A 25,275-nucleotide genomic window follows, 5' to 3' on the forward strand; every position below is an offset into this window, starting at 1 on the left:
AATGAACTCATGTGGCTATTTCTGTGGCGTGCTTCTCTGCTCTATGTCTTCCCCCTGCTGATGTGGGCCTACTGCCATCTCAAGGGTATCGAGTTCAGTGAACTGGATACCGGGGTCAACAGCCACAAGTGGGTGGTGCTGGCGGCCTATCTGCTCTTTGTGCTGATCTGGTTGCTGCTCAACCGCTATCTCGAACTCTTCCTGCGCCAGCGGGGGCGCCGATGACCCCGCTGCTGACCTGGTGGCCTGCCATGCTGGCTGGCGGGCTGGCGCTGCTGTTCGGCTGGTGGTGGGGGCGACGCAGCGGCCGTGAAGAGGCGCTGCTGCTGGAGGAGCGTCATCAGGGGTTGCAGGATCGCTGGGACGCGCTGCAGGACGAGAAGATGCTGGCTCAGCAGAAGCTGGATCAGCAGCAGACCCTGCTGCTCAAGCTCACCGCCCGCCTCAAGGAAGCCGAGGCGACTCTGCGCAGCGAACGCATCGCCAGCGCCGAGAAGCTGCAACTGCAACAAGAGGCTGAACAGCGCCTCAGCCAGCAGTTCGAGAACCTCGCCAATCGTATCTTTGAACAAAATGCCGGCAACTTCCGCGAACTGAATCAGAACAGCATGGATCTCCTGCTGACTCCACTCAAGGAGCAGCTCGAGGGCTTTCGCCGCCAGGTGGGAGAGACCCACGCCCAGGAGACGGCCCAACGCCACAACCTCAAGTTCGAGCTGGAGCGCCTTGCCGAGCTCAACGCCCGCATGACCGAAGAGGCGGCGGCGCTGACCCGGGCCCTCAAGGGCGACAGCAAGCAGCAGGGCAACTGGGGGGAGGTGGTGCTGGCGCGGATCCTCTCCGAGTGCGGCCTGCGCGAGGGGCATGAGTACCACACCCAGGTCAACATCGAGGTGGACAAGGGCAAGCGCTACCAGCCCGACGTCATCGTCCACCTGCCCCAGGACAAAGACATCATCATCGACGCCAAGGTGTCGCTGACCGCCTATGAGCGCTGGTACAACGCCGCTGATGATCTGGAGAAGGCGGTGGCGCTCAAGGAGCACATCGCCTCGGTGCGCAACCATATCCGCGAGCTGGGCCGCAAGGATTACCAGCAGTTGCCCGGGGTGCGCACCCTGGACTATGTGCTGATGTTCGTGGCGGTGGAGCCTGCCTTCCTCGCTGCCCTGGAAGCGGACCCTTCCCTGGTGCGCTACGGGCTGGAACACAACATCCTGCTGGTGAGCCCCACCAACCTGATGGTGGCGCTGCGCACCATAGAGAACCTGTGGCGCTACGAGCGGCAGAACCAGAACTCGCGCCAGATAGCGGAGCGGGCCGGCCGCCTCTACGAGAAGCTGCGGCTGTTCGTGGAGGAGATGCAGCAAATGGGGGGCAGCCTGCACAAGGCGCAGGAGAGCTACGACAAGGCGATGGGCCGGCTGGTCAACGGTCGTGGCAACCTGATCGCCCAGGCCGAGCGCTTTCGCGAGCTGGGGGTCGAGGTGACCAAGCCCTTGCCGGACGCGCTGGTGGACAGGGCGCTGGAGCGGGAGGAGTCGGCGGACTGAGGGGAGTCGTCATTCGCCGGGACAACGAAAAGGGCAGCCATTGGCTGCCCTTTTCGTTTCATGCAACAGCCTGGACGGCTGCTTATTGCTTCCAGAAGGAGGGGAAGAAGAGCACCGCCACCGTCAGGATCTCGAGGCGTCCCAGCAGCATGCCGAACGACAGTATCCACTTGGCCGCATCCGGCAGGCTGGCGAAGTTGGTGCTGGGACCGATGACAGGCCCCATGCCCGGGCCCACGTTGGCCACGGCGGTGATGGAGCCCGAGATGGCGGTCAGGGGGTCCAGCCCGATGGCGGCGAGCAGGGCGGCGATGAGCAGGATGATGGCGAAGTAGACCAGCACGAAGGAGATCAGGGAGCGGATGATGGCGTCGTTGACCGGACGGCCGTTGTACTTCTGGGGAAACACGGCGGAGGGGTGCATCAGCTGGCGCATCTGTTTCTTGAACAGGGCGAAGGCCACCTGGACCCGGAAGATCTTGAGCCCGCCCGAGGTGGAGCCGGAGCAGGCGCCGAGTGCCAGCAGGATGATGAAGATAATGGTGGTGAGCGGGCCCCAGGTGCCGAAGTCGCCGAGTCCGAAACCCGTGGTGGTGAGCACGGAGACGATATTGAAGCTGCTGATGCGCAAGGCATCCATGAAGCCGTAGATGTCTCTCACCCAGAGATAGAAGGTGACGACCAGGGTCACCCAGACGATCAGCCAGAAGAAGCCCTGCACCTGGGCATCCTTGAACAGGCTGTTGTCACGGCGGGAGAGAGCCTGCACATAGAGCAGGAAGGGCAGGCCACCGAGGAACATGAAGAGGGTGCCTATCCAGTGCGCCGCGTGGGAGAAGTGGGACATGGATTGGTCCGAGGTGGAGTAGCCGCCGGTGCTCAGGGTCGTCATGGCGTGGTTGACCGCCTCGAACAGGTTCATGCCGCTCACCCAGTAGGCGAGGAAGCAGAGCATGGAGAGTACCAGATAGACCAGCACTATGTTGTTGGCCACCGTTTTGGCGCGGGGGGCGCTCTTGTCGGACCAATCCGAGCTCTCGGTCTGGAACAGCTTCATGCCCCCGACGTTGAGGTAGGGCAGCACCGCCACCGCCATCACGATGAAACCGACCCCGCCCAGCCACTGCAGGATGGATCGCCACAGCAGAATGCTGTGAGCCATGCCGTCAAGCCCCGACAGTACGGTGGAGCCCGTGGTGGTGACCCCCGACATGGTCTCGAAGTAGGCGTCGGCAAAGTCGATATGGGTGATGAAGACGAAGGGCAGGGCCCCGAAGACGCAGGCGACAACCCAGACCGAGGTGGTGAGGAGGAACATCTCCCGCACCCCGAGGTGAAACTCCGCCTTGCGACCGTAATGGAGGCAGAGCAGTGCGGCACCATGGGTGATCAAGACCGACTTGAGAAATTCGACGAAACCTTCCGAACCGGTCAGCAGGGCCAGCAGGGTGGGCAGCCACATGAAGAGCGCCAGCTTGGAGAGCACCAGCCCGAGCGTGAAGACGATGGGATGCAGCTTGATCATGCAAGATAACCTGGTCGTTGATTGAAAAAAGACCCGGACCTTTCCTGAGAAAAGGGGCCGGGTCCGGATACCGTTGCCAGAGACATGGCCGGCTTACAGGAAGAAGGGACTGGGCTGGAACAGACGCTCCACTTCCGGGATGTACTTCTTGTCCACCAGGAACATCACCACGTGGTCATCCTGCTGTATCTGGGTGCGATCGTGGGCGATCAGCACCTCATCACCGCGCACCACTGCGCCTATGGTGGTGCCCGGGGGCAGCTTCAGCTCGCCCACCGTCTTGCCCACCACCTTGGAGGTGTTCTCGTCCCCGTGGGCGATCGCCTCGATGGCTTCGGCCGCCCCGCGGCGCAGGCTGTAGACGTTGGCGATGTCGGCACGGCGCACATGGGTCAGCAGGGCCGAGATGGTGGCCTGCTGGGGGGAAATGGCGATGTCGATGGAGCCGCCCTGTACCAGGTCCACGTAGGCGCCGCGCTGGATCAGCACCATGGTCTTCTTGGCCCCCATCTTCTTGGCGAGCAGGGCCGACATGATGTTGGCCTCATCCTCGTTGGTCACCGCGATGAAGACGTCGATCTGGTCGATGTGCTCCTCCGCCAGCAGCTCCTGATCCGCCGCATCGCCGCAGAAGACGATGGTGTGTTCCAGGTGTTCGGAGAGCTGCTCCGCCCGCTTCTGGTTGCGCTCGATGAGCTTGACGCTGTAGCGCTTCTCGAGCTGGCGGGCGAGGCCGGCGCCTATGTTGCCGCCGCCGACGATCATGATGCGCCGGTAGGGGCTCTCGAGGCGTTGCAGTTCAGACATCACGGCACGGATATGGCCCGCCGCAGCTACGAAGAACACCTCGTCATCGGCTTCGATGATGGTGGTGCCCTGGGGGCGGATGGAGCGCCCCTGGCGGAAGATGGCGGCGACCCGGGTTTCGATGTTGGGCATGTGTTCCCGCAGGGTGGAGAGCGCATTGCCCACCAGGGGGCCGCCGTAATAGGCCTTGACCGCCACCAGGCCCACCTTGCCGTCGGCAAAATCCACCACCTGCAACGCCCCCGGATACTCGATCAGGCGACGCACGTAGTCGGTCACCAGCTGCTCCGGGGCGATCAGGTGGTCCACGGGGACGGATTCGGGCAGGAACAGGCGATCCCGCTCCACCAGATAGGCGGGGGAGCGAATGCGCGCCACCTTGTTCGGGGTGTTGAACAGGGAGTAGGCGACCTGGCAAGCGACCATGTTGGTCTCGTCGCTGTTGGTGACGGCGACCAGCATGTCGGCATCCTGGGCGCCGGCTTCGCGCAGCACCCTGGGATGGGCGCCGTGGCCGTTCACCACCCGCAGGTCGAATTTGTCCTGCAGTTCGCGCAGGCGCTCGCTGTCGGTGTCGACGATGGTGATGTCGTTGTTCTCGCCGGCGAGGTTCTCGGCCAGGGTGCCACCCACCTGACCTGCGCCCAGAATGATGATTTTCATAAGGCCATCTTACTCAAGGTTGTTGCTTCGTAATGAGGCGGCCCGTCACCGGGCCTGCCATCCGCCGGTTCGGCCTACAGCTTGATGAGCTTGGCATAGTAGAAGCCGTCCATCTCCGCCTCGCCGGGTAGGAACTGGCGACCCGGACAGGCCGGGGTGTCTTCTGCATGCAACGGCACCAGGCGGGCATCCGGGGTATCGGCCAGGAAGGCGCGGATCTGCTCCCGGTTCTCTTCCGGCAACACGGAGCAGGTGGCGTAGAGCAGAGTGCCGCCCTGCTTCAGCTTGCCCCAGAGGGCATCGAGAATGCGGCGTTGCAGCTCGGCCAGTTCGCGGATGTCCTGATCCCGGCGCAACCACTTGATGTCGGGGTGACGGCGGATGACGCCGGTGGCGGAGCAGGGGGCATCCAGCAGGATGCGGTCGAACTGCCCCTGTGGCCACCACAGATCCGGCGTGCTGGCATCACCGTGGATGACTTGGGCCTGAAGGCCGATACGATCCAGGTTCTCCTGCACCCGCTTGAGGCGGTTGTCATCAGCGTCGACGGCAACCACGCCGGCAAGGGCCGGCTGGCGTTCCAGCAGGTGGGCGGTTTTGCCGCCGGGGGCGGCGCAGGCGTCCAGCACCCACTCGCCCGGCTGGGGATCGAGCAGGGCGGCGGCCTGCTGGGCGGCACCGTCCTGCACCGAGCAGTCACCCTGCTCGAAGCCGGGCAGCTTGGTCACGTCGCAGGGGCGCTCCAGCAGGATGCAATCTTCCCCTTCCACACCGGCCATGGCCGGGATGCCCGCCTCGCTCATGCGGGCCAGCATGGCCTCGCGGCTCTGGCGCTGGCTGTTGTTGCGGATCCACATGGGCGGGCGCTGGTTGTTGGCCTCCATGATGAACTCCCAGTCATCGGGATAGGCCTGACGCAGGCGCTTGGTGAGCCATTCGGGGTGGCCGAGGCGGACGCTGGGAACGCGGTCGATGCGCAGCAGGATCACTTCGGCGCTGCGCTGGAAGTTGCGCAGTACGCCGTTGATGAGGCCGCGCAGGGAAGAACCCTTGAGCAGCTTGACGGCGTTGACGGTCTCGGCCACGGCGGCGTGAGCCGGAATGCGGGTATAGATGAGCTGGTAGAGGCCGACCAGGATGAGGTAGTGGAAGATGCGGCTCTTGTTCTTGAGCGGCTTGTCCATCATCTCGCTGACCGCCGCATCGAGGCGGGGCAGCCAGCGCAGGGTGCCGTAGCAGAGTTCTTGCAGGAGGGCGCGATCGCGAGGGGCGACCTTCTCTTGGGCAGCAGGCAGAACGGCGGAGAGAGATTGACCCTGATCCAGCACCTGTTGAATGACGAGAGCAGCCTGTGCGCGTGTTTTCATAGCGTTACCTTAGATGCACAAGTCGGGGCCAGGGCCCCGCTTGTGTCAATTCAATCCAGATCAAATCAGTTGCGTGCCAGGTTCAAACCAGTCGCGGCGAGAGTTGAGCAGATCCGAAACGGACATGGCCTTCTTGCCGGGAGGTTGCAGGGTCAGCAGGCGCAGCACGCCCTGACCGGTGGCAACCTCGATCCCCTGCTTGTCGGCCTTGAGCAGGGTGCCGGCTGCCTGACCGTGATCCCGTGCGACGACCTCGGCCTGCCACACCTTGACGGTCTGTCCGGCGACGTCGAACCAGCTGATGGGCCAGGGGTTGAAGGCACGGATGCAGCGTTCGATGGCAACGGCGTCCATCGACCAGTCGATGCGGGCCTCTTCCTTGGAGAGCTTCTCGGCGTAGTTGGCCAGCGCATCGTCCTGGGGCTCGGCAGCGGTGTCGCCGGCAGCCATGGCGTCCAGGGTATCGACCAGTGCCTGCGGGCCCAGACCGGCCAGCTTGTCATAGAGGCTGGCAGAGGTCTCATCACTGGCGATGGGGCAGGTTACCTTGCGGATCATGGCGCCGGTATCCAGCCCCACGTCCATCTGCATGATGGTGACGCCGGTTTCGGCATCCCCCGCCCAGATGGAGCGTTGAATCGGGGCGGCACCGCGCCAGCGCGGCAGCAGGGAGCCGTGGACGTTGATGCAGCCCAGACGCGGCGTATCAAGCACCGCCTTGGGGAGGATCAGGCCATAAGCCACGACGACCATCAGATCGGCACCCAGAGCGGCCAGTTCGGTCTGCGCCGCTTCATTGCGCAGGGAGGCAGGCTGGTAGACCGGCAGATCGTGGGCCAGCGCCAGCTCCTTGACCGGGCTGGCGGTGAGCTTCTGGCCGCGACCGGCGGGCTTGTCCGGCTGGGTATAAACGGCGACGACCTCGTGGCCGGAAGACAACAACGCCGCCAGATGACGGGCGGCGAAGTCGGGGGTACCGGCAAAAATCAGTTTCAGCTTGTTCAATGGAGCGTATCCTCAGAGGACTTTGCGATCTTCACGGGCCATCTTTTCCAGCTTCTGACGAATGCGCTGGCGCTTGAGCGGGGACAAGTAATCCACAAACAGCTTGCCGACCAGATGATCCATCTCATGTTGTATGCAGATGGCGAGCAGATCGTCCGCTTCCAGCTCGAAGGTGTTGCCGTGGCGATCTTGCGCCCTGACCTTGACCCACTCGGCGCGCGGAACCAGAGCACGGTTGCCGGGCACGGAGAGGCAGCCCTCTTCGATGCCGGTGCTGCCGGACTGCTCCAGGATCTCCGGGTTGATCAACACCAGCTGTTCTTCGCGGTTCTCGGAGACATCGATGACGATGATGCGCTGATGAATGTCGACTTGGGTCGCGGCCAGGCCGATGCCTTCCTCCGCGTACATGGTTTCGAACATATCATCTACAATGTGTTGTAACTCGGGTGTAAAGGCTTCGACAGGGGCCGCGATTGTGCGCAGACGCTCATCGGGGAAACGCAATACATCTAGAATGGCCATAATTTTTTCTTTAGTTTCATATAAACGCAGTCAATATTGACGTAATTCTAGTCATTTACGCCGACAAAAAACAGCAACACTTTGCGTGCAGAAGTAACAGGGAGTGTTATGTATCTGAAGCAAATCGTCGTCGCCTGCCTGGCGACAGCCCTGGCCGGTGGCGCCATGGCACAGCAGTTGACGCTCAAATCCGGTTACCCCGAGACTTATGTGGTGCAAAAAGGGGACACCCTCTGGGATATCTCGGGCCAGTATCTGGCCGAACCCTGGCTCTGGCCACGCCTCTGGAACATCAATCCGCAGATCGCCAATCCCCACTGGATCTATCCCGGTGACGTGCTGCACCTGAGCTGGGTCAATGGTGAGCCTCGGCTCGGCAAAGCCAATCAGGGGGGCAAGCAGGTCATCCGTCTCTCACCCAAGAACCGCTATGAAAACAAGGCCAATCCCATACCGACCCTGCCTCTGAGCGAGATAGCGCCCTTCCTGCAGACCGACCACATTCTGGCCAACAGCCAGCAGAGCAAGGACCTGCCCTATGTGCTCGGCAACAATGACAAGCATGTCGGGATGCTGGAGGGCGACATTCTCTATGTGAAAGGAGCCCTGAACCCGGGCCAGAGTTATGGCCTCTATCGCCCGGGGGTGGCATACAAGGACAAGCATACCGGCGAGTCGCTCGGTCAGGAGGCAATTTTTGTCGGCACGGTGCGGGCAGAGGAGTACCTTGCCCACGACACCACCAAAGTGACGCTGACCCATAACCGGCGTGAGGTGTATCAGGGCGACAAGGTGATGCCGCTGCCGTCGCAGGAGAGCATCTCTGCCGTGTTCATGCCAAAGGCGGCACCTTCCATTTCCCCCGGCTATGTGATCGAGCTGCCGAGTAAGGTACATGGTGGGGGCAAATTTGATGTGGTACTCATCAACAAGGGGGGGCGTGATCAGGTGGCCCCGGGCGATGTGCTCGAGATCCTGCGCCCGGGAGCCGAGATGGTGGACAAGAATGGCAAGGTGTCATACCGGGAATATTCATCCGTCTATGACAAGGCGTTCTATTCTGCCGGCAAGTCATCGCTGCCTGCCGAGGCCGTTGCCAGAGTCATGCTGTTCAAGGTCTACGACAAATTGAGTTACGGTCTTATCCTGCAGAGCCAGGATCTGGTCGGCTCTGGTTATCAGGTCAGTAATTTCTGACGTGTCCTTGCCACTGGAGCGGTTGTCGCTATGGCTGACGCTGGATGCCGTTACAGGCATAGGCCCGGTCACCGCCGCTCGCCTGTTGGCTCATGTGGGTGGTGACATCACAACTCTGTTTGACTCAGACGATGGCGCCCTGCGAGCTCTTGGCCTGCAGAGTGTCCAGATTCAGCAGATGAGATGGCCTCTTCCTGTCGTGGAGCAGGGATTGAGCTGGGCCGCCGAGCCCGGCAATCACCTCCTCTGTCCCGATGACCCTGCATATCCTGCCCTGCTCAAAGAGATCCCCGGCGCCCCGCTCTTGCTCTACTGCCGCGGGAACGTCTCATCCCTCTCCCTGCCACAGTTGGCGATGGTGGGTACCCGCCACCCCACCTATGCCGGCAAAGACAATGCGACACGCTTGTGTGCCGAGTTGGTGGGCTGTGGTCTGGCGATCACCTCCGGCCTCGCGTTGGGCATCGATGGCGTTTGCCATCAGCAGGCGCTGGCATCGGGCGGAATCACCCTGGCGGTGCTCGGATCCGGTCTGGATTGTCTCTACCCCAAGCGTCATCAGGGGTTGGCGATGCAGATCCTCGAGCAGGAAGGTCTGCTTGTCTCCGAGTTGGCGCCCCAGCAAGGCCCCCTGGCTGAACACTTCCCTCGCCGCAACCGTATCATCAGTGGTCTGTCGCTGGGGACACTGGTGGTGGAAGCGGCAGAACAGAGTGGTTCGCTCATCACGGCCCGTTATGCGCTGGAGCAGGGCCGCGAGGTCTTTGCCGTTCCCGGCGCCCCGCAAAATGCACAGGCAGCAGGGTGCAACCGTCTGCTTCAACAGGGTGCCAAGCTGGTCTTGAATGCCGCCGATATCCTGGAAGAGTTTCCAAGGCTGGTCTTGCCCCCCGGACCCGCCAACGGTTCTTCCGAGGCGCAGCATAATAGCGAATTGCCTTATGCCGATTTGTTGGATAACGTAGATTATGAGACCACGAGCGTGGATACCGTTGCCGAACGGGCCCGGCTTCCTGTCGATGTCGTACTGGGCAGGTTGGTAGAGCTGGAGCTGGTTGGTGCAGTGATGGCGGTAGCCGGTGGATACGTCAGAGCGAGGAGGGCGAATCATGTTTGATGTATTGATGTACCTTTTCGAGACCTACATCCACAGCGATGCAGATGTGATGGTCGAGCAGGATGAACTCACCGACGAACTGAGCCGTGCCGGTTTCGACAAGGACGAGATCGAGAAAGCGCTCAACTGGCTGGAGCGACTGGCCAACCTGCACGACAGCGAGCGGGAAGTCTATGTCACCGCAAGCCAGCAGGGCTCTATGCGGATCTATGCGCCGCAGGAGCTTGTTCGCCTCAGTACTGAATGTCGCGGTTTCCTGCTGTTCCTGGAGCAGGCGCAAGTGCTGAATGCCGAAACCCGTGAAATCTGCATCGAACGGTTGCTCGAGCTGGACAAGCCGGACATCGAGCTGGACGATCTGAAGTGGGTCGTCATGATGGTGCTGTTCAATGTGCCAGGCAGCGAAAACGCCTACCAGCAGATGGAAGAGCTGGTGTTTGACGAGTCGGACGGCGTCATCCACTGACAGCCCGGTGCCGCGCTGGTAGAATTCAGGCCATCTGGATTTCAAGGCGCGGCCCATGTCAAAGATCGATCACCACCTCTTCTCTGCCCACGAACATGCCTTCGAGCGCGAGCCGTGCCCGCAGTGTGGTGCTGAACTGGTGATCCGCCAGGGCAAGCACGGTCCCTTCCTTGGTTGTTCAGCCTATCCCGCTTGCGATTACATTCGCTCCCTCACCCCCTCTGGCCGCGATATAGAGAAAGTGCTCGAGGGGTCGTCCTGTCCGGATTGTGGCCATCCACTGGCCATCAAGAAGGGTCGTTACGGTCTGTTTGTGGGATGTACCCAGTACCCGGCCTGTCAGCATATCGAATCCCTTCAGGAGAGTGACGATACCCAAATCCTCTGCCCGGAGTGTGGTAAAGGTCATCTGGTGAGCCGCACGTCCCGTTATGGCAAACAGTTCTACTCGTGTGACGCCTATCCTCACTGCAAGTATGTGGTGAATGACAAGCCGGTTCCCATGCCCTGTCCCGAGTGTGGCTGGGGCATCGTGATCGAGAAGAAGGTGCGGGGAAACCTGCGCTGGGTCTGCCCGCAAAAGAAATGCTCCCACCAGATTGAGCGGGTATAATCTCGCCGCCCATGATCAGGCAGGCGGATTGCTGGTCAGCGTGAGGTTGTGAGCCGATGCGCATCGCCCAACTTGCCTTGATCCTGACCTGATCGCCATCTCAAACTCCCTGCGGTTGCTCGGTTCACTGATGCACTCAAGCGTCTGAGCCGAAATGCATGACTGAAGAGGAGCAGGGATATAGCCCATATCGCAGCAGTGATGGTCCCGATGCCGTCATGTCGGTTCAACATACAATCCAGTGATGAGAGGCGGCAGCGTGGCTGTCGCATGTGCCTATGCCAAATGAATTTGAACAAGCGGTTGCCGCCCTTCAAGGAGAAGGGGTTATCGCCTATGCCACCGAAGCCGTGTTTGGTCTGGGGTGTGATCCTGATTCCGAAGCCGCCGTGCAGCGGCTGCTGGCCATCAAGCAGCGGCCGGTGGAGAAGGGATTGATCCTGATCGCGGCAGATCTGGCGCAATTGCAGGACTACATCGACTTGAGCCAGCTCAGCGATGAGCAGCTTGCTCGCGTGCAGGCGAGCTGGCCTGGTCCCTTCACCTGGATCATGCCCGCTCGCGCGACGACGCCGTCCTGGTTGACCGGTCAGTTCGAGACCCTGGCGGTGCGGGTCACAGGCCATCCCCAGGTGCAAGGGCTTTGCCGGGCATTTGGCAAACCGCTGGTGTCCACCAGTGCCAATCTCACCGGTGAGGAGCCCGCTCGCCGGGTGGCTGATATTGGCGATCTGCTGGCAAGCCAGCTGGCTTACATTCTGCCCGGCGAAGTCGGGGGGCAAGCCAACCCGTCCGAAATCAAGGACGCCCGCACCGGGGCCATCATTCGCCCATCCTGAGTTGGGCACGGCCCTGTTTCATGCAGGTTGTGCGATGAGGTCATGACAATACGAGAAGTGCAGGCAGTGCATGCATGATGCCTGTCTGACAGGAGATAAAATGAGCAAACCGGATGTGGCCCAGGTAAAAGCCTTCCTGCTGCAATTGCAGGATGATATCTGCCGTGGCCTGGAGCAGGCCGATGGATACGGGCGCTTTGTGGAAGATGCCTGGAGTCGCGAAGGTGGTGGTGGCGGTAGAACACGGGTGCTGCGTCAGGGGGCGGTGATCGAGCAAGGTGGGGTCAACTTCTCCCATGTCTATGGCGATGCCATGCCGGCATCCGCGACCGCACATCGCCCCGAACTGGCTGGCCGCAGGTTTGAGGCCATGGGGGTATCGCTGGTGATCCACCCGCATAATCCCTATGTACCGACCAGCCATGCGAATGTGCGGTTCTTCATCGCCGAGAAAGAGGGGGAGGAGCCGATCTGGTGGTTTGGTGGCGGCTTCGACCTGACGCCCTTCTATCCGTTCGAAGAGGACGTGAGGCATTGGCACCAGGTCTCCCGTGAGCTCTGTCAGCCGTTCGGCACCGACATTTATCCCGAGTTCAAATCCTGGTGCGATCGTTACTTCTTCCTCAAGCATCGGGGCGAGACGCGCGGGGTGGGCGGTCTTTTCTTCGATGACCTGAACCGCTGGCCCTTTGCCGACTGCTTTGCCTTTATGCGTGCAGTGGGTGAGGGTTACCTCGCGGCTTACTTGCCGATTGTCGAGCGACGCAAGGAGCTTGCTTATGGGGAGCGGGAACGGGCGTTCCAGCTTTATCGCCGTGGCCGCTACGTGGAGTTCAATCTGGTCTACGACCGCGGGACCCTGTTCGGACTGCAGACGGGGGGGCGCACTGAATCCATCCTGATGTCGATGCCGCCGCTGGCGCGCTGGGAGTACGACTGGCAGCCGGAGGCTGGCAGCCCGGAGGCATTGCTCTATAGCGACTACCTCAAACCGCGCGAGTGGTTGTGACCAGAGGGGCCATGATGGCCCCTTCTTATTGGCCGATATTCGGCTTGTTCCTTCATGAGAAAACCCGTTAAATCGGGATATTGCTCTCAAAAGGAACGCCTTGATGGATCGTTATCTGGTTTTTGGCCACCCCGTGCGCCACAGCAAATCTCCCTTCATTCATACCCTGTTTGCCAGGCAGACCCAGCAAGAGCTGGAGTATGGTCTGGCAGAACCGGCCGTCGATGAGTTTGCCAGCGCTCTGAACCACTTCTTCGCCGAAGGAGGGAAGGGGTGCAACGTGACCGTACCTTTCAAGGAGCAAGCCTTCGTGCTGGTGGAGCGGCTGAGCCCCAGGGCCAAGCGGGCGGGAGCGGTCAACACCATCAAACTGACTGATGATGGCGTGCTGCTGGGTGACAATACCGACGGCGCCGGGCTGGTCGCCGATCTCAAGGCTCACGGAGTGAACCTTGCCGGTAGCAGGATCCTGCTTCTGGGAGCTGGTGGCGCAGCTCGTGGCGCCCTGGCCCCCTTGCTGGCGGAAGCGCCGGGCGAGATCGTCGTGGTCAACCGTACCCATGCCAAGGCGGAACAGCTGGCTGTGGAGTTCAGGGATCTGGGCAGCATCACTGCTCAATCCTATGAACAGCTGGTGGGGCCGTTTGATCTCATCATCAATTCCACCTCAGCGAGTCTGCAAGGAGAGTTGCCACCTTTGGCGCCAACCCTCATCCACCAGGACATCGCGATCTACGACATGATGTATGGCGCAACGGACACAGCCTTCATCGGCTGGGCAAAGCAACATGGTGCGCGCCATACCATGGATGGATTGGGCATGCTGGTCGAGCAGGCTGCTGAGGCCTTTACCGTATGGCGAGGGATCCGGCCCGGCACCAAGCAGGTATTGAGAGAGTTGCAGCGCAATCTGCGCGTCGTGTGAACCAGCTTGTGCGCTCTATTGGGCTGTCGGCAGATCTGCAGATCTGATGTAGAGATTCTGCATCTCTGGATAAGGGCTCCCTCGTGATGCGGCACGGCGCGTGTGATGTGAAACGGTCGTTCTGCGGTGGGTGTGTGGCAGAACAGGTGCCATTTTTATAAAACCATTGCGTAACAATAAGTTACTTTTACTTTGCCGTCACTCGCAGAATTTTTTTGAGTTTTTTCTCAAAGCAGCGGAACTTCTGTAACGGACTGCTGACTAACTGGATAGTTGAGGAAGTGCTAGCTAGTCACCTTTATAACTCCCCGGTATTCGTACTGGGGATTTTTTTATCTGCATGAAAATTATGAATATTTTTTATCTTCCTTATCTTTGAAACTAAATTACATAAATTACTTTCACTTTCTGCTGCTTTGCTGTACAGTTGTCGGCGTAGGGTACAGAGGTAAGATGTTCTATCTTTCAGACCTTTTATTTCACGTAATTGAATGTGGCTGAATAGCAGCCCCGATGAGTCATCGTCGGGGCGTTTTTTTATGCGCAACTTTTAGAGTAAATGCTTTAATTGTTGCCGTTCTTTGTTAGAATGAAGGCGCTTCTTGAGGAAAACCAATCGTCTTTGTTCTCGAGAACTCGCTTTTTCCCAAATTTTTGAACTCATTTCTTTAGGCCGGTTTGCAATGACAATACCGGCCTCATTTTTATCCCTATATTGCCTCATTGTGTAATTAAATTTCAGTTTCGTTTGTTACAGCCTTCAATTCTGATTTTCTACTCGATATTCATGAAAACGGTATCAGGTTGATGGTTAGTTAATTCTTTTCGCGTCTAAACATGCTATCGGTATGATTTAAATATATTTTTTAGGTTTTTCTTCAGAGGTGGCGAAGGCGGGGAGGGAGGGCTCGGAGATGGGGGGATCATGAAAGTCTTTCAATCAGCGGAGGTCCAACTCCGCCAATTGCAGCCAGGGAGAGGAGTCGTTTACTCCTCGTTCTGATGATCTTCGTCGTCTGCCTGGGCGTTGTCTGCTTCGGACAGGTACCAGCCGCTCAGGGTCTGGGCCAGCTTCTCGACGCCGATATTGGTCAGAGAAGAGAATGCTTCAACCTGGATCTGCGGGCCCAGTTCTGCCACCGCCTGACGAACCTTGATCACCTGGTTGTTGCGGGGCCCCGGGCTTAACTTGTCCGCCTTGGTCAGCAACAGCATCACCGGCAGTTCACGGTGTGAACTCCATTCCAGCATGTTCATGTCGGTTTCCTTGAGCGGATGGCGGATGTCCATCAGGATCACCAGCCCTTTCAGGGACTCCCGTCGTTGCAGGTATTCAGCCAGTGACTTTTGCCACTTGAGCTTCATTTCCAGCGGAACCTGGGCATATCCATAGCCGGGCAAGTCGACCAGGCGTTTGCCCGGTTCCAGCTCAAACAGGTTGATCAGCTGAGTACGGCCAGGGGTCTTACTGGTACGTGCCAGGTTCTTGTGTTTGGTCAAGGTATTCAATGCAGACGACTTGCCAGCGTTGGAACGACCGGCAAACGCAATCTCGACACCCCCATCATTTGGCAGGTGGCGGATGTCGGGTGCGCTGGTCACAAAATGCACCTTATTGAAATTCAGAGTTTGTGTATCCAACGTAAATTCCCCATAGAGATAGAGGGTTATAGAGTTACTTTTTTGTGAAATAGTGTAAAATGGCGTCGCTTGAACGCGTTTATTTTAACATGCCTTCAGCGGCATGGGATCTGGAAGCCTAATAACGAGAAAGTTGGAACGCCATGAAGAACCTAGTCATTACACTTGCTCTGATGGTTGGCGTAACTGGGATGGCACAAGCCAAGGGCGATGCCGCTGCGGGACAAACCAAGGCTGCCGTCTGTGCGGCCTGTCATGGACCGGACGGCAACAGCCCAGTCGACATGTATCCCAAGATTGCTGGTCAGCACGCATCATATATCAAAAAACAATTAGTTGAACTGAAGGCTGCAGCTTCTGGCCAAACTGGTCGGGTTGCGCCCGTCATGGGACCCATGGCGTTGCCGTTGTCCGAGCAGGATATGGACGATCTTGCCGCCTATTTCTCCAGCCAGAAGGTGACGCCGGTTGCCGTGCCCGATGATGTGGTTGCCGCAGGCAAGGCGCTTTATATGGGGGGAGACATGGAGCGAGGCCTGGCCGCCTGTACCGCCTGTCATGGCCCACGGGGTTCCGGCGTCGAGCAAGCGAAGTATCCCAGCCTGTCAGGGCAGCATCCCGCCTATATCAAGGCCCAGCTCAGCGCTTTTCGTTCGGCGACCCGCGACAACGATCCCAATGGCATGATGCGGGATGTGGCCAAGAAGCTGACGGATCAGGATATCGAGGCGCTCTCCAAGTATGTGGCGGGGCTTCACTGATATAGCCTGTTAGTTATCTTGTTGAAAAGAACAGGGAACCATTGTGTTCCCTGTTCTTTTTTGAGGTTGTAGCGATCGCCCGTAAACAGCCTGCATTGCTGTAAGAGATCTTCTATATACGGGGCTGGTCGTGTCTGAAAGATTGCTCATGTATATTTAATTATTTTTTGTTTTTCAATGAATTAAGAAATAAAAAATCACTTTGTACCAGTTCGAAATGTGCTTTGGTTGATTGAGTCATCCAGCGAAGAAGTTACAGTAGGCAGCAAGGATTGGCCGGAGAGAGGGTGCAAGACCCGTCTTCGGTTTGACAGGATGTCGGCTCGGAGCATGCGATGAGCAATAGATGCAAAAAGCCAGGATGGTGACCGCCAGGGATGAGCGGGGCTGCGGGAGGCAACCACCCCGATGGGAGGCAGGATGTCGCCGGTTTGGGTTAGACAAACAAACACACGCACACTCAGGACTGGTCAATAAGGATCAGGATGATCCAACGAAATGATGCGCCGTGGTTCGCCCAGGGATAAGGCGATTGGCTACCAGGGAATGGAACTCGCATGATGGAAAAAGGCAGCTTCGGCTGCCTTTTTTCTATTGGGTCATTAACCCGCCAAGACATTCTGTGTCAAAATACCAGCAACATGCCCAGAGGATGCCGATCCTGCGGTGTTCAGCGACCCAAAGTGGTCGAATTGGTGCGGGATCCCACTCTTGTTCCATATTTACTGTTCCCCGCTTCAGCATCCTCCCCGGACGACACGCTCCGGGGGTTTCCATTCAGTTATTTGTCGGAGTCATTCATGTCGGCCAAACAACCCAACCGCAAGCCTACCGGCAAGCGCAAAGAATCAGATGCCAGTGCTCAGGAAGGTCGTGAGCGCAAGCGCGCCGCCAAGCGCAAGGGCCTGAAGGCGGGCTCCCGCCAGCAGGTCGAGCAGGCGGGCAAAAAGAGCGGCTCCAAGCAGGCCAAGGATCCACGCATCGGCTCTCGCAAGCCCATCGCGCTGATTGCCGACGAGAAGGGCAGCAAGCCGGTGGCGACCAAGCCTGCGAAAGAGAAGCGGGTGGTGATGACCCCCGAGCAGGAGCTGGCGTCCATCGAGAATGATGATCGCCTCAATGCCTTGCTGGATCGTCTGGATGCCGGTGAAACCCTGGAGGCCGCAGAGCAGGCATGGGTCGATCAGCGGGTTGACCGTTATCAGGAGCTGATGGACGAGCTCGGCATCATCGACAACGACGATGACGAAGATGGCGACATGGATTTTGATGATGCCGATTTTGATGAGCCGAGTCAGCCTGCCTCCGAAGAGGAGCTGTGGGAGCGTTTCTCTCAGGCGGACTACCAGCCTGAAGCCAAACCCGAGCCGAAGAAAAAGTGATGAGTGGATGGATGCTGGCCGCCCTGTTGGGTGGCCTGATTTTGCTGGGGCTTGCCGTCTATGCCGGCACCCTGATGGCGCGTCTCAAACGCCAGCAAGAGATGCAGCAGCACGCCATTGCGGCCCGCAACGAGCGGATTCTGGAGAGTGTCAGGGTGATCGCCCACGCGGTACGAGATGGTCAGTGCGACTACTCAGAAGGCGCCATCCGGCTGACCAATCTGCTGGATGCCTTGCAAATAAAGGGGGGCCGCGCCTTTGCCACCGAGTTCCCGGGGCTCTACGGCCTCTATGAGAAGGTGAAGGAGATGCCGACCCATGAGGCGAGGCGGGCACTCAAGCGCAATGAAGTGATGAAGATGGATCTCGAACGCAGCGGCTACGAGGCCGAGCTGGAGGCGCAGATCCTTGAGGATGTCGCCAGACTGAAGGATTTTCAGTTAAGCCGGTGAGCCCATGACAAAGACAGAGGAAGCAAGCGTGCAAGCAGAACAGATTGTGTGGGATCAGGCCCTGATCGAAAAATACAACTACAGTGGTCCGCGTTACACCTCCTATCCCACTGCGCTGGAGTTCAACGAGGGGTTCGGCTACCCGGACTTTGTCCAGGCAGCGGGCCAGTATCCTGCACGCAATCTGTCGCTCTACGTGCACATCCCCTTCTGTCACAAGCTCTGCTACTACTGCGGCTGCAACAAGGTCATTACCCGGCACCAGCACAAGGCAGATCAATACCTCGACTACCTCGAACAGGAGATCAAGGCCCAGGCCCCCCTGTTCAAGGAGAGACTGGTCACCCAGCTGCACTGGGGGGGCGGTACACCCACCTATCTGAGCGAACCCCAGACTCGTCGCCTGATGGCCATGTTGCGGGAGCACTTCCACTTCGCCGAGGAGGGGGAGATCAGCATCGAGGTGGATCCCCGCGAGATCGAATTGTCCATGCTGGATGTGCTGCGGGAGCTCGGTTTCAACCGCATCAGCCTTGGCGTTCAGGACTTCAACAAGGCGGTCCAGGTCGCGGTCAATCGGGAGCAGGACAACGACTTCATCCGCGCCATGCTGGTTCGTGCCCGCGAGCTGGGGTTCCGCTCCACCAATCTGGATCTCATCTACGGTCTGCCGCACCAGAACCGGGAGAGCTTCCATCACACCCTGGAAGAGGTGCTCAAGACCGACCCGGCCCGCCTCTCCATCTTCAACTATGCCCACCTGCCGAGCCGTTTTGCCGCCCAGCACAAGCTGAAAGAAGCGGACATGCCGGCGCCGCAGGAGAAGCTGGCCATGCTGCAGGACACCATTGCCTTCCTGACCGGCCAGGGTTATCAGTTCATCGGCATGGACCACTTTGCCAAGCCCGATGACGAGCTGGCCGTCGCCCAGCGCGAGGGCAAGCTGCATCGCAACTTCCAGGGCTATACCACCCAGGGGGATTGCGATCTGCTGGGGCTGGGGGTCTCTTCCATCAGCATGATGGGGAATGCCTATTCCCAGAACCAGAAGGATCTCAAAACCTACTATGCCCAGGTCGAGTCACTGGGCCATGCCCAGTGGAAGGGGTGCTCCCTCAATCGGGACGATCTGATCCGTCGTGAGGTGATCAAGCGCCTCATCTGCGATTTTGCCCTGAACTTCGCCGCTGTGGAGCAGGCCCACGGCCTGGTGTTCAAGGAGTATTTTGCCGAGGATCTCAAGCTGTTGCAGACCTTCATCGACGACGGTCTGGTGCGCATGACCGAAGAGGGGCTGGAGGTGGTCTCCACCGGTCAGCTGCTGATCCGCAACATCTGCATGTGCTTCGATGTCTACCTGCGCAACAAGGCGCGCCAGCAGCAGTTCTCCCGGGTGATCTAGGCCGGGCAATGTCGTTGGACAATAAAAAACCGCCTTTCGGCGGTTTTTTATTGGGTTTGCTGCTGCTTAGCGTTGAGCCGCACGGGCACTCAGCTCGGCCTTTTCGCTCTCGCTCAGGAAGGCCAGGGTCAGGCCGTTCTGCTGGGCGGAGCGGATCTCGCTCACCGTCATGCCGGCAGCCGGGGCCGCCACCTCGTATTCATGGGGCAGGTCGATCCCCTCCACCGCCGGATCGTCGGTATTGAGGCAGGCCAGCACGCCGGCGGCCAGGAACTGGCGGATCGGGTGATCGGCCAGACTCGCCACCGTGGTGGTCTGGAGGTTGGAGGTGAGGCAGGACTCGATGCCGATGCGGTGTTCGGCCAGATAGGCCATCAGGGCCGGATCCTGGATGGCCTTGACCCCGTGGCCGATGCGCTCGGCTCCCAGCTCGCGAATGGCCTGCCACATGCTCTCGGGGCCGGCGGCTTCACCGGCGTGCACGGTGACCCGCATGCCTGCATCCCGCACCCGGCGGAAGTGGTCGGTGAAGAGCTCGCCCGGGAAGCCCAGCTCGTCGCCGGCCAGATCGATGGCGACCAGGCGATCGCGATGAGCCAGACAGGCATCCAGCTCCTGCTTGCACTGCTCGGTGCCGAAGGTACGGCTCATGATGCCGATGAGATTGGTCTTGATGCCGAAGTCACGGCTGCCTGCGGCCACGCCGTCGATGATGGCTTCGACCACGCCCTGCGGATGCAGTTTGTGGGTCATCGCCATGTAGGCCGGGCTGAAACGCAGCTCGGCATAGTCGATCCCGGCACGCAGCAGATCTTCCACGTTTTCGTAGGCGACCCGGCGGCAGGCATCGTAGTCGGCCAGCACGGCCACGCCCCAGTCCAGTTTCTTCAGGAAGGCCACCAGACTCGGCTCGTTCTCGACGATCTGCACGTGCGGGCGCAGGGCCTCCAGTTCATCGGCCGGCAGTCGGATGTTGTGCTGACGTCCCAGCTCGAGAATGGTCTGCGGGCGGATGTTGCCATCCAGATGGCGATGCAGGTCGGTCAGGGGGAGGGATCTGTCAATCATGGGGCACCTTCTGCGAGTCGGGTTGGAAAGCCTGCCATTCTAGGCGGGGCGCCTGAAAAAGATACCCCGTTTGCAAGCAAACGGGGTGTGATTGGTCAGGCTTTCCCTCAAGGCGTGATGGGAATCGTTTTTCCCGCAGGCTCAGGGAATGTCGAGCTCCTTGAGCTTGCGGGTCAGGGTATTGCGGCCCCAGCCGAGCAGGCGGGCTGCCTCCTGCTTGTGACCGTGGGTGTGATCCAGTGCTGTCTCCAGCATGATCCGTTCGAACTGGGGCATGGCATCCGCCAGGATATCGGTCTCCCCCAGCGCCAGCTTGGCGGCCACCCAGTCCTGCAACTGCTGCTGCCAGCCACCGGTCAGGGCGGGCTGGCCCGGCTCGGCGGTGCTGGTGATGGGAGTCAGCAGCTCGGTGGGCAGATCGCCTACCAACACCTCCTGGCCCGAGGCCATCACCGTCAGCCAGCGGCAGACGTTCTCCAGCTGGCGCACGTTGCCCGGCCAGGGGAGGCGGCTGATGTAGGTCTGGGTATCCGGGTGCAGGCTCTTGGCCTCCACGTTCAGCTCCTTGGCGGCTCGCAGCAGGAAGTGCTGGGCCAGCTGGGGGATGTCCTCCCGGCGCTCCTTGAGGGCCGGAATATGGATGCGGATGACGTTGAGGCGGTGGAACAGGTCTTCCCGAAACTCGCCGTCGGCGACCCGCTTCTCCAGATTCTGGTGGGTGGCGGCAATGATCCGCACATCCACCTGCACCGGTTGGTGGCCGCCAACCCGGTAGAACTGCCCGTCCGCCAGTACCCGCAGCAACCGGGTCTGCACGTCCAGCGGCATGTCGCCTATTTCGTCGAGAAACAGGGTGCCGCCATCGGCCTGTTCGAAGCGGCCGTGACGAATGTTGTTGGCGCCGGTGAAGGCTCCCTTCTCATGGCCGAACAGCTCGGATTCGATGAGATCTTTCGGGATGGCCGCCATGTTGAGGGCGATGAAGTTCTTGTGGGCTCGGGGGCTGTGCTTGTGCAGAGCATGGGCAACCAGCTCCTTGCCGGTACCGCTTTGACCGTTGATGAGCACCGAGATGCTGGAGCGCGACAGCCGGCCGATGGCGCGGAACACCTCCTGCATGGCAGGGGCTTCGCCGATGATCTCCGGGGTGGTGGTGGCTTCCTGTTGGCGAGCCTTGCGCTTGGTACGTTGCTCCTTGAGGTGGTTCTCGGCTCGGCGTACCAGGGTGACCGCCTCGTCGATGTCGAACGGCTTGGGCAGGTATTCGAAGGCACCGCGCTGGTAGGCGTTGACCGCGCTGTCGAGGTCCGAGTGGGCCGTCATGATGATGATGGGCAGATCCGCCTGGCGGCGATGGATCTGCTCCAGCAGGCTCAGGCCGTCGATGCCCGGCATGCGGATATCCGAGAGGATCACGTCCGGTGAGCGCATCTCCAGTGAACTCAGCAGGGCTTCGCCGTCGGCGAAACTTTCGCATTCGAAGCCTTCGCTGCCAAGGGTGCGCTCCAGAACCCACCGGATGGAGCTGTCGTCATCGACGATCCACACTTTTGCTGTCATGAGGTTCCCTTACTTGCGAAGTGGTAAATAAATGGTGAATTCGGTGTGGCCCGGCCAGCTGATGCAGTCGATGCGCCCCTTGTGCTGATCGATCAGGTTCTGGGCGATGGAGAGGCCCAGGCCCGTTCCCCCTTCCTTGCCGGTGATCATGGGGTAGAAGAGGGTGTCGCGGATGGCGTCGGGAATGCCGGGGCCGTTGTCGATGATCTTGATTTCGGCCGCCAGGCGATAGCGCTGGCCATGGATGGTGATCTGGAAGGCGGTGCGCGTCTTGATGCGGATGAGGCCGTCCTGATCCCCAAGGGCCTCGGCGGCGTTGCGCACTATGTTCAGGAACGCCTGTTGCAGCTGGTCCGATTCCATCTCGAATTCGGGGATGCTGGGGTCGTAGTCCCGTTCGATGCGGATCTGCGGCGGCAGCTCCAGGTCCACCAGACGGCGCACCTGCTCCAGCACGGAGTGAACATTGTGCATCTGGTGACGGCCGGGACGCTGGGGACCGAGCAACCTGTCGACCAGCACCCGCAGGCGATCGGCCTGCTCGATGATGATGCCGGTGTATTCACGCAAGGCCGGGTCGGGCAACTCCTTTTGCAGCAGTTGGGCCGCGCCGCGCAATCCCCCCAGGGGGTTCTTGATCTCGTGCGCCAGGCCGCGCACCAGCTCCTTGGCGGCCTGCTGCTGGGCGTGTTGCTGCAGCTCCTGGCTGATCTTCTTCTGCTGATCGATCTTGCGCAGTTCTACCACCATCAGTCGCTGTTCATGATCGGCCATGGGGCTGACGCTGATCTCCACCAGCCTGGGCTCCCCCTCCACCACCAGGGTGACTTCGCTGTCGGTGAAGCCCTGCCCCGAAATGAGGCACTGTTTGAAACGCTGCAGATCGAGAGAGATGTGTTCCAGCAAGTGGGGCAGTTCGATGCCGATCAGTCGCCGTTCACTGAGGGAAAGCAGCTGTTCTGCCGCCGGGTTGACGAATTGAATGCAGAGACGTTCATCCATGAGAATGACGGCGGTCAGCAGGTTGTCCAAGAGTGTCTTGGCGTTGTCCGAGCGGGTTGGCACAGGTTTCTCCCTAAAACGGTGCTGCACACCTAGAATGCACCAATATAGTGCATCAAGTTTACCCGCATCGGTGCGTCACATCACCCCTAATTGGCCTTGGGGGCGGCTCTGGGAGCCTGATTCACCGACGCCCTGTGCAGGTAAAAGGTGGTTGGCTTAGATTTAGCAAGGATCGTACCGTCTTTGGCGAGCAACTCGAGCCGTGCCTCGTAAGCGCCCCTATCGAGGTTTTCCACCCGTATGGCCAGGCTGTTGTGAACCAGGGGCACCGCCTTGCCGTTCAGGATCAGGCGCACATCGTATTGCACCGGGACCTGGGGAGAGATCTCGCCCTGGAAGACGATGTTGCCGGTATTGTCGCGCAATGTGCTGCCCGGTTCCGGAGAGATGAGGTCGATCTCCAGGGGAGCCGCTTCCAGGGCTTTCCTGGCATCGACACCGGTCAGGCTGTTGAAGTTGTCCACCTGGACCGAGTGGGGGGCGGTGCCGATGAGCGGCGAGACCCGCAGGTCCACCTCTTTTGCGCTCTTGCCGGGAGGAGGGGCATCGGTGTAGTGGGTCACCCCCTGGGGATCGACCCAGGAGTAGACGCGGGCGGCCTGTGCGGAACAGGAGGCCATCAGCAGGAGGCTCAGCAGCCAGGGTACAGTGTTCATCCATCTCTCCTTGACGGGGTTCACCTTAATCCTATCAGAGAAAAACCACGGGGGTCGGGGTGTGAACAGCCGAGGGTGGTACGGCTCCGTGAACGGGATCATCTTTCTGCACGATCGTGCCCGTTTGGCGGTATTTCCGTTGCCAGAATGAAAAAAAAACCCGCCAGATGGCGGGTTTGTCATGGGAAAGCGGATTAGACGGAGTAGTACAGCTCGAACTCCAGCGGGTGCGGAGTCATGCGCACGCGGTCAACATCCTGCTGTTTCAGTTCCAGGTAGGAGTTGATGAAGTCATCGCTGAACACGCCACCACGGGTCAGGAACTCACGGTCTGCATCCAGTGCGGACAGCGCTTCGTCCAGGGAACCGGCAACGGTCGGGACTTCGGCGGCTTCTTCCGGCGGCAGATCGTACAGGTTCTTGTCCATGGCATCGCCCGGATGGATCTTGTTGATGATACCGTCCAGACCGGCCATCAGCTGGGCAGCGAAGGCCAGGTAGGGGTTGGCAGCCGGATCTGGGAAGCGTACTTCGATGCGGCGGGCTTTCGGGCTCGGCACGACCGGGATACGGATGGAGGCAGAGCGGTTGCGGGCGGAGTAGGCCAGCATGACCGGTGCTTCATAGCCCGGCACCAGACGCTTGTAGGAGTTGGTGGTCGGGTTGGCGAAGGCGTTGATGGCCTTGGCGTGCTTGATGATGCCGCCGATGTAGTGCAGCGCCATCTCGGACAGACCACCGTACAGGTCGCCTGCGAACAGGTTGACGCCGTCTTTGGCCAGGGACTGGTGGCAGTGCATGCCGGAGCCGTTGTCACCGAACATGGGTTTCGGCATGAAGGTGACGGTCTTGTTGTAGGCGTGGGCCACGTTGTGGATCACGTACTTCAGGACCTGTACTTCGTCAGCCTTCAGAGTGAGGGTGTTGAAGCGGGTTGCGATCTCGTTCTGACCGGCGGTCGCCACTTCGTGGTGGTGAGCTTCGACGACCTGGCCCATCTCTTCCAGCACCAGGCACATGGCGGCACGGATGTCCTGGGAGGAGTCAACCGGGGCAACCGGGAAGTAACCACCCTTGACGAACGGACGGTGACCCTTGTTGCCGTGCTCGTAGTCGGTACCGGAGTTCCAGGCAGCTTCTTCGGATTCGATCTTCACGAAGCTGTGGCCCATGGTGTTGGAGAAGGTGATGTTGTCGAACATGAAGAATTCCGGCTCCGGCCCGAACAGCACGGTGTCAGCGATGCCGCTGGACTTCAGGAAATCTTCAGCACGCTTGGCGATGGAGCGCGGATCGCGGTCATAGCCTTGCATGGTGGCGGGTTCAAGCACGTCACAGACGATGTTCAGAGTGGTCTCTTCGGTGAACGGGTCCAGTTTGGCGGAAGCCGGGTCCGGCATCAGCACCATGTCAGACTCGTTGATGCCCTTCCAGCCGCCGATGGAGGAACCATCGAACATCTTGCCGTCTTCGAAGAAGTCTTCGTCAACCTGGTGGGAAGGGATGGATACGTGCTGCTCTTTACCCTTGGTGTCGGTAAAACGCAGATCAACAAACTTGACTTCGTGTTCCTGGATCAGGGCCAAAACGTTCTGGGCTGACATGCTAAGTAACCTCCGGTGTTAAAACTCTTTGGGTGAATGCGTCGTCACATTCACATAAGCCAGTATCGTGCCA

General features: G+C 59.9%; 24 protein-coding genes. 13 read left to right on the forward strand and 11 right to left on the reverse strand.

The features are described 5' to 3' along the window. Nucleotides 1-9 precede the first annotated feature (9 nt). Together AB5Y80_RS09765 and rmuC are read left to right on the forward strand one after the other, a co-directional pair. Entirely contained in the window at nucleotides 10-225 is a 216-nt protein-coding gene (locus AB5Y80_RS09765) for a hypothetical protein (protein WP_223916108.1), read from the forward strand. Then, the gene (gene rmuC / locus AB5Y80_RS09770) at nucleotides 222-1,553 is read left to right on the forward strand and encodes a DNA recombination protein RmuC (RefSeq protein ID WP_368172865.1); all 1,332 of its coding nucleotides are present in this window, start codon (nucleotides 222-224) and stop codon (nucleotides 1,551-1,553) included. The genes AB5Y80_RS09765 and rmuC overlap by 4 nt, the downstream gene beginning before the upstream one ends. A gap of 82 nt (nucleotides 1,554-1,635) precedes the next feature. Here the strand turns inward: rmuC and AB5Y80_RS09775 are convergent, their stop codons facing one another. The 5 genes from AB5Y80_RS09775 to def all read right to left on the reverse strand — a co-directional run bounded on the left by AB5Y80_RS09775 (nucleotide 1,636) and on the right by def (nucleotide 7,445). Then, the gene (locus tag AB5Y80_RS09775) at nucleotides 1,636-3,078 is read right to left on the reverse strand and encodes a TrkH family potassium uptake protein (RefSeq protein WP_010672503.1); all 1,443 of its coding nucleotides are present in this window, start codon (nucleotides 3,076-3,078) and stop codon (nucleotides 1,636-1,638) included. 93 nt (nucleotides 3,079-3,171) lie between these two features. Beyond that, nucleotides 3,172-4,548: a Trk system potassium transporter TrkA gene (gene trkA / locus AB5Y80_RS09780; RefSeq protein WP_010672504.1), complete on the reverse strand. Its 1,377-nt coding sequence runs from the start codon at nucleotides 4,546-4,548 to the stop codon at nucleotides 3,172-3,174. 74 nt (nucleotides 4,549-4,622) lie between these two features. Continuing rightward, nucleotides 4,623-5,915 (reverse strand): 16S rRNA (cytosine(967)-C(5))-methyltransferase RsmB, encoded by a 1,293-nt coding sequence (gene rsmB / locus AB5Y80_RS09785; RefSeq protein WP_010672505.1) that lies wholly within the window; start codon nucleotides 5,913-5,915, stop codon nucleotides 4,623-4,625. 60 nt (nucleotides 5,916-5,975) lie between these two features. Beyond that, the gene (fmt, locus tag AB5Y80_RS09790) at nucleotides 5,976-6,920 is read right to left on the reverse strand and encodes a methionyl-tRNA formyltransferase (RefSeq protein WP_368172866.1); all 945 of its coding nucleotides are present in this window, start codon (nucleotides 6,918-6,920) and stop codon (nucleotides 5,976-5,978) included. Between the two features lie 12 nt (nucleotides 6,921-6,932). After that, nucleotides 6,933-7,445, reverse strand: a complete 513-nt coding sequence (gene def / locus AB5Y80_RS09795) for a peptide deformylase (RefSeq protein WP_368172867.1) — start codon at nucleotides 7,443-7,445, stop codon at nucleotides 6,933-6,935. A gap of 108 nt (nucleotides 7,446-7,553) precedes the next feature. Here def and AB5Y80_RS09800 point away from each other — a divergent pair, with 108 nt between their 5' ends. The 7 genes from AB5Y80_RS09800 (at nucleotide 7,554) to aroE (ending at nucleotide 13,611) form a co-directional block, all read left to right on the forward strand. Further along, on the forward strand, nucleotides 7,554-8,642 hold the full coding sequence (locus AB5Y80_RS09800; protein WP_368172868.1) for a LysM peptidoglycan-binding domain-containing protein: 1,089 nt from the start codon (nucleotides 7,554-7,556) through the stop codon (nucleotides 8,640-8,642). Between the two features lies 1 nt (nucleotide 8,643). Further along, nucleotides 8,644-9,759 carry a DNA-processing protein DprA gene (dprA, locus tag AB5Y80_RS09805; RefSeq protein ID WP_069784173.1) on the forward strand — a complete coding sequence of 372 codons (1,116 nt, stop codon included), beginning with the start codon at nucleotides 8,644-8,646 and terminating at the stop codon, nucleotides 9,757-9,759. Further along, nucleotides 9,752-10,225, forward strand: a complete 474-nt coding sequence (locus tag AB5Y80_RS09810) for a DUF494 family protein (protein ID WP_010672510.1) — start codon at nucleotides 9,752-9,754, stop codon at nucleotides 10,223-10,225. The genes dprA and AB5Y80_RS09810 overlap by 8 nt, the downstream gene beginning before the upstream one ends. Before the next feature lie 55 nt (nucleotides 10,226-10,280). After that, a complete protein-coding gene (locus tag AB5Y80_RS09815; RefSeq protein WP_336574686.1) occupies nucleotides 10,281-10,838 on the forward strand; it encodes a topoisomerase DNA-binding C4 zinc finger domain-containing protein in 558 nt (185 codons plus the stop codon). Between the two features lie 278 nt (nucleotides 10,839-11,116). After that, nucleotides 11,117-11,677, forward strand: coding sequence for a Sua5/YciO/YrdC/YwlC family protein (locus tag AB5Y80_RS09820; protein ID WP_039039520.1), 561 nt, complete (start codon nucleotides 11,117-11,119; stop codon nucleotides 11,675-11,677). 100 nt (nucleotides 11,678-11,777) lie between these two features. Further along, nucleotides 11,778-12,686 (forward strand): oxygen-dependent coproporphyrinogen oxidase, encoded by a 909-nt coding sequence (gene hemF, locus AB5Y80_RS09825; protein ID WP_010672515.1) that lies wholly within the window; start codon nucleotides 11,778-11,780, stop codon nucleotides 12,684-12,686. Between the two features lie 103 nt (nucleotides 12,687-12,789). After that, nucleotides 12,790-13,611 (forward strand): shikimate dehydrogenase, encoded by an 822-nt coding sequence (gene aroE / locus AB5Y80_RS09830; RefSeq protein WP_323942422.1) that lies wholly within the window; start codon nucleotides 12,790-12,792, stop codon nucleotides 13,609-13,611. A gap of 987 nt (nucleotides 13,612-14,598) precedes the next feature. On the opposite strand, the gene yihA is transcribed toward aroE, so the two are convergent. Beyond that, complete coding sequence (gene yihA, locus AB5Y80_RS09835) at nucleotides 14,599-15,252, reverse strand: ribosome biogenesis GTP-binding protein YihA/YsxC (protein WP_041212162.1); 654 nt, start codon at nucleotides 15,250-15,252, stop codon at nucleotides 14,599-14,601. Between the two features lie 143 nt (nucleotides 15,253-15,395). Here yihA and AB5Y80_RS09840 point away from each other — a divergent pair, with 143 nt between their 5' ends. From AB5Y80_RS09840 to hemN, 4 genes are all read left to right on the forward strand, one after another. Beyond that, complete coding sequence (locus AB5Y80_RS09840; protein WP_039039516.1) at nucleotides 15,396-16,013, forward strand: cytochrome c; 618 nt, start codon at nucleotides 15,396-15,398, stop codon at nucleotides 16,011-16,013. A gap of 800 nt (nucleotides 16,014-16,813) precedes the next feature. Then, nucleotides 16,814-17,395 (forward strand): Der GTPase-activating protein YihI, encoded by a 582-nt coding sequence (yihI, locus tag AB5Y80_RS09845; protein WP_039039515.1) that lies wholly within the window; start codon nucleotides 16,814-16,816, stop codon nucleotides 17,393-17,395. 11 nt (nucleotides 17,396-17,406) lie between these two features. Continuing rightward, nucleotides 17,407-17,847 carry a DUF2489 domain-containing protein gene (locus AB5Y80_RS09850; RefSeq protein WP_039039514.1) on the forward strand — a complete coding sequence of 147 codons (441 nt, stop codon included), beginning with the start codon at nucleotides 17,407-17,409 and terminating at the stop codon, nucleotides 17,845-17,847. Between the two features lie 28 nt (nucleotides 17,848-17,875). After that, nucleotides 17,876-19,249: an oxygen-independent coproporphyrinogen III oxidase gene (hemN, locus tag AB5Y80_RS09855; RefSeq protein WP_368172878.1), complete on the forward strand. Its 1,374-nt coding sequence runs from the start codon at nucleotides 17,876-17,878 to the stop codon at nucleotides 19,247-19,249. Nucleotides 19,250-19,315: 66 nt separating this feature from the next. Here hemN and add read toward each other — a convergent pair whose 3' ends face one another. The 5 genes from add to glnA all read right to left on the reverse strand — a co-directional run bounded on the left by add (nucleotide 19,316) and on the right by glnA (nucleotide 25,202). Beyond that, the gene (gene add / locus AB5Y80_RS09860) at nucleotides 19,316-20,317 is read right to left on the reverse strand and encodes an adenosine deaminase (protein WP_102949017.1); all 1,002 of its coding nucleotides are present in this window, start codon (nucleotides 20,315-20,317) and stop codon (nucleotides 19,316-19,318) included. Nucleotides 20,318-20,458: 141 nt separating this feature from the next. Further along, nucleotides 20,459-21,877 (reverse strand): nitrogen regulation protein NR(I), encoded by a 1,419-nt coding sequence (gene glnG, locus AB5Y80_RS09865; protein WP_010672523.1) that lies wholly within the window; start codon nucleotides 21,875-21,877, stop codon nucleotides 20,459-20,461. Between the two features lie 9 nt (nucleotides 21,878-21,886). Continuing rightward, on the reverse strand, nucleotides 21,887-22,942 hold the full coding sequence (glnL, locus tag AB5Y80_RS09870) for a nitrogen regulation protein NR(II) (protein ID WP_010672524.1): 1,056 nt from the start codon (nucleotides 22,940-22,942) through the stop codon (nucleotides 21,887-21,889). Between the two features lie 86 nt (nucleotides 22,943-23,028). Continuing rightward, nucleotides 23,029-23,598, reverse strand: a complete 570-nt coding sequence (locus AB5Y80_RS09875) for a DUF4124 domain-containing protein (RefSeq protein ID WP_010672525.1) — start codon at nucleotides 23,596-23,598, stop codon at nucleotides 23,029-23,031. 194 nt (nucleotides 23,599-23,792) lie between these two features. Next, the gene (glnA, locus tag AB5Y80_RS09880; RefSeq protein ID WP_010672526.1) at nucleotides 23,793-25,202 is read right to left on the reverse strand and encodes a glutamate--ammonia ligase; all 1,410 of its coding nucleotides are present in this window, start codon (nucleotides 25,200-25,202) and stop codon (nucleotides 23,793-23,795) included. Nucleotides 25,203-25,275 lie beyond the last annotated feature (73 nt).

It is taken from the genome of Aeromonas sp. R2-1, from assembly GCF_040908425.1.
GTDB lineage: Bacteria > Pseudomonadota > Gammaproteobacteria > Enterobacterales > Aeromonadaceae > Aeromonas > Aeromonas caviae.